The following is a 3,571-nucleotide window of genomic DNA, read 5'->3' as shown; positions in this document are numbered from 1 at the left end:
CTAGCAGGATTTATTTATTCTTTTTATTTTCATCTTGTGCTTCTTTCAAAATCATCTGTAGCTCAATCATATTTCCTTTCAATATAGCAAGTGATTGTTTTTTTATGTTCCATTTATTTGACATGCTATATAAACTGTCGTCACAATCATCAAGTTTAGCATCTATTGAAATATACTTCTTCGCTACATCAGCTATCTCTTCTTTATTAGAATATCCCTCGGAGTCCAACCATTTTTTTACAAATAATCTGTAAAAACGGACTCGTTTTAAATGGTATCTAAGTAATTTATCTACTAGCACAACGAATCGATGACAATTGATAAAGCGTTTAATTTTTCTATTTAGCATTTTTTCAAATAATTTGTATGCAATAGTGGACTCGTTGTTTATTTCTGGCATTCTACTCTCCTTATTGCATCTGCTAACTAGCCTCTCGTCATCGAATGAACTGTGCTTTGGAACTAAATTACTTGTGCAATGGTACCGCCATCAACTGCCAATACATGTCCAAAAACATAATCAGATGCTTTAGAAGCTAAGAATAAAGCAGGACCTTTTATATCAAAATCTGAACCGATGCGACCAGCTGGGATTCTTTCAAGTACTTTTTCACCAAGATAATCTAATCCTGCTTTTGTCATCTTTGTAGGGAAGAAGCCTGGAGCAATGGCATTTACATGGACATTATATGGAGCAAGCTTAACCGATAAATCTTTAGTAAAATTAATCACAGCTCCTTTACTAGTTGAGTAACAAATAGAATCAGCTATCTTTGGATCTTGACCTCCAAGACCAAATATCGAAGCTATATTAATAATTTTTCCTGAGCCTTGTTCTACCATCACTTTTCCTACTGCTTGGGAAAATAAGAATACACCTTTTAAATTGATATCCATAATGCGATCCCACTTATCCGTTTCCATTTCTAATGCAGGAGCTATCCATGAAGCACCACTATTATTGACCAAAATATCAATGGTACCGAATTCTTCTACTGTTTTTTGTACAACATTTTGAATATCATAATAGTTAGATACATCGCATTGTAGTGCCAGTGACCGCACTCCAAGCTTCTCTAATCGTTCACTGACTTCTTTGCAAGCCTCTTCATTTCTAGAACAAACAACAACATTTGCTCCCGCTTCTGCATAAGCGAGTGCAATTTGTTCACCAAGTCCTCGGCCGCCGCCCGTAACGATAGCTGTTTTTCCTTTTAAGTTAAATAAATCCTTGATGTTCATTTTCTTCTCCTATTCTTGAGAAAGGTTTGTATTAAACAGGTATTATAATCCTAGATTTTTAGCAATTATGTTTTTCATAATTTCATTAGATCCTGCGGCTATCGGTAAAACAGCAATGTCGCGATATCGACGGGCGATTGGATACTCTTCCATAAATCCATAACCACCGTATAGCTGTAAGCAACGGGCTGCCATCCGTCTTGCCATATCCGTAATCCACCACTTCGCCATGGATACCTGGGTTACGATATTTTCACCTTTCATGTGCAGATTAGCAAGATTATCCAGGAAAGAGCGGGCCATTGATAATTCTGTAGCCATTTCTGAAATTTCAAATTGAGTGTTTTGAAAAGAACTAATGGGTTTACCAAATGCCTGTCTTTCTTTTACATAGGTAATGGTTGCCTTTAACATTTCCTGTGCTTGAGCGAAGGCTCCATTTGCAGCCATAATCCGTTCTTGTTGTAATTTATCCATTAAAATATAGAAGCCTTTTCCTTCTTCACCAAGCAAATTCGAAACAGGTACACGAGCGTCCTCAAAAATAAGTTCAGCAGTATCAGAAGAACGCATACCCAATTTCTTTAATTTACGACCTCGTGAAAAACCAGGGCTATCTCCATCAACCATGATGACGCTAACTCCCTTGTGGGCTGGAGTTGCATTAGGATCTGTTTTCACTACGACAAAAAATAATTCAGCATTAATTCCATTGGTAATAAACGTTTTTTGCCCATTAATAACGTAATGGTCACCATCACGTACGGCTGTCGTACGAACGCTGGCCAAGTCTGACCCAGTACCCGGCTCTGTCATGGCAACGGCTGTTAAAATATCACCATTCACACACTTTGGTAAATATTTTTTCTTCTGTTCTTCCGTACCATATGCTTCAAGATAAGGAACTACAATGGAACTGTGAATGGTTACCCCGGCAGTACCTCCGCCAACTCGTGACATTTCTTCGGAAAGGACTAAATTGAAGCCAAAATCGAGACCTAGACCACCGTATGCTGGATCCACCTGCGGGCAGAGAAAGCCTTGATCTCCCATTTTCTTGTAAATCTCACGAGGGATAGAACCATTCTCTTCCCATTCCTCGTAATAGGGAGTCACTTCTTTTTCGATAAATTTTCTTAGTGAGGTCCTAAACATTTCATGTTCTTCGCTGCAAAACGGTCGTTCAGTATTAAACAAGTCAAATATTGTTTTATTTGTTGAATTAGTTGTTTTAACCATGGCAATTTCCCTCCCAAAAAATAATGATGATTCCTTAATTGTGTTGGTAAGTATAGTAAGATTTTAATATTACTTTATTAACCCTAATTGTGTTGTTATACTAAAATAAACTGTCTGTTATCCTAAAACTGTTTTTCAATTGATCTTCTCTTCCTAATTATTTTGAGGTTCATTCTGTTTCCAACAAATTAATCGCAACCTTAATCTGGGGACCTTTTTGAAGATCTATCGTGAGACACCATTGGCATCGCTCCTGAATTCAAAATAATATTAATATTTACAAATATCATAATTTCATATTATACTTTTTTAAAGTTCAGGAATTGAAAGGTACCTTCATTAAATATTAAGATAGACATAAAGAGGGAAGAGCATTAAGAATGAGGTTTATCTCCATATTTTGTGCGGTAGCAAAAAATTGAAGAATCATGACAATAATGTTAGCGCTTACCACACTTATAGAGAAAAATTGATAAAACCAACATGAATTTCGGTTCGTGTACAAGGGGTGCAACCATGCGGATTGATCAGCTTTTATACATTACTGAAATTGCAAAAACCGGATCTATCGCGAATACGTCTGAACGACTTTTCGTATCTTCACCTACAATAAGTCAAGCGATTAGAAGCTTAGAAGAGGAACTTGGTGCAAAGATATTTGAACGCTCTAGAACTGGGTTAGAGCCTACCGCCACTGGAAAAAAAATAATCATAATAGCACAAGAGATTATCAATCGTATTGAAGATTTAAAAAATGAGGCAAAATCGGATACAGCTGAGATTGAAGGACATCTAACTATCTCAGCAGTTTCTAGCTTTTGTAAAGAGATTATTCCTAAAACCTGTGCAGAAATCAAAGCCAAATTTCCAAAAATAACCCTTGAAATTAATGAAAATAAAGCAAATCAAGTTCGAAAAGATGTACTTAACGGAAATGCTGATATAGGAATTAATTTTTATCCCGCCACTACTCTTGAAGAAAATCAGCTATTTTCTACAACTTATCTTTTAGATAGCCAAATGATGGTTTGTTTTAGAAAAGATTCTGAGTTGGCAAGCTTAAAAAATATTTACTTCGACGATGTAACGA

Annotated in this window: 4 protein-coding genes; 1 reads left to right on the top strand and 3 read right to left on the bottom strand. The window is 36.2% G+C overall.

Annotated features, from left to right (window positions below; genetic code table 11):
• Nucleotides 1-10: 10 nt before the first annotated feature.
• From V7137_RS27380 to V7137_RS27370, 3 genes are all read right to left on the bottom strand, one after another.
• The gene (locus V7137_RS27380; RefSeq protein WP_335700992.1) at nucleotides 11-400 is read right to left on the bottom strand and encodes a hypothetical protein; all 390 of its coding nucleotides are present in this window, start codon (nucleotides 398-400) and stop codon (nucleotides 11-13) included.
• 62 nt (nucleotides 401-462) lie between these two features.
• Nucleotides 463-1,242 carry an SDR family oxidoreductase gene (locus V7137_RS27375; protein WP_335700991.1) on the bottom strand — a complete coding sequence of 260 codons (780 nt, stop codon included), beginning with the start codon at nucleotides 1,240-1,242 and terminating at the stop codon, nucleotides 463-465.
• Nucleotides 1,243-1,284: 42 nt separating this feature from the next.
• Nucleotides 1,285-2,481 carry an acyl-CoA dehydrogenase family protein gene (locus V7137_RS27370; protein WP_335700990.1) on the bottom strand — a complete coding sequence of 399 codons (1,197 nt, stop codon included), beginning with the start codon at nucleotides 2,479-2,481 and terminating at the stop codon, nucleotides 1,285-1,287.
• 516 nt (nucleotides 2,482-2,997) lie between these two features.
• On the opposite strand from V7137_RS27370, the gene V7137_RS27365 reads away from it, so the two are divergent.
• On the top strand, nucleotides 2,998-3,571 hold a 574-nt coding region (locus V7137_RS27365), incomplete at its 3' end, for a LysR family transcriptional regulator (RefSeq protein WP_335700989.1).

It is taken from the genome of Neobacillus drentensis, from assembly GCF_036962765.1.
Classification (GTDB): domain Bacteria; phylum Bacillota; class Bacilli; order Bacillales; family Cytobacillaceae; genus Neobacillus; species Neobacillus drentensis_C.
Note: the sequence above shows the minus strand (reverse complement) of the source record. Positions and strands in the feature narration are given on the sequence as shown.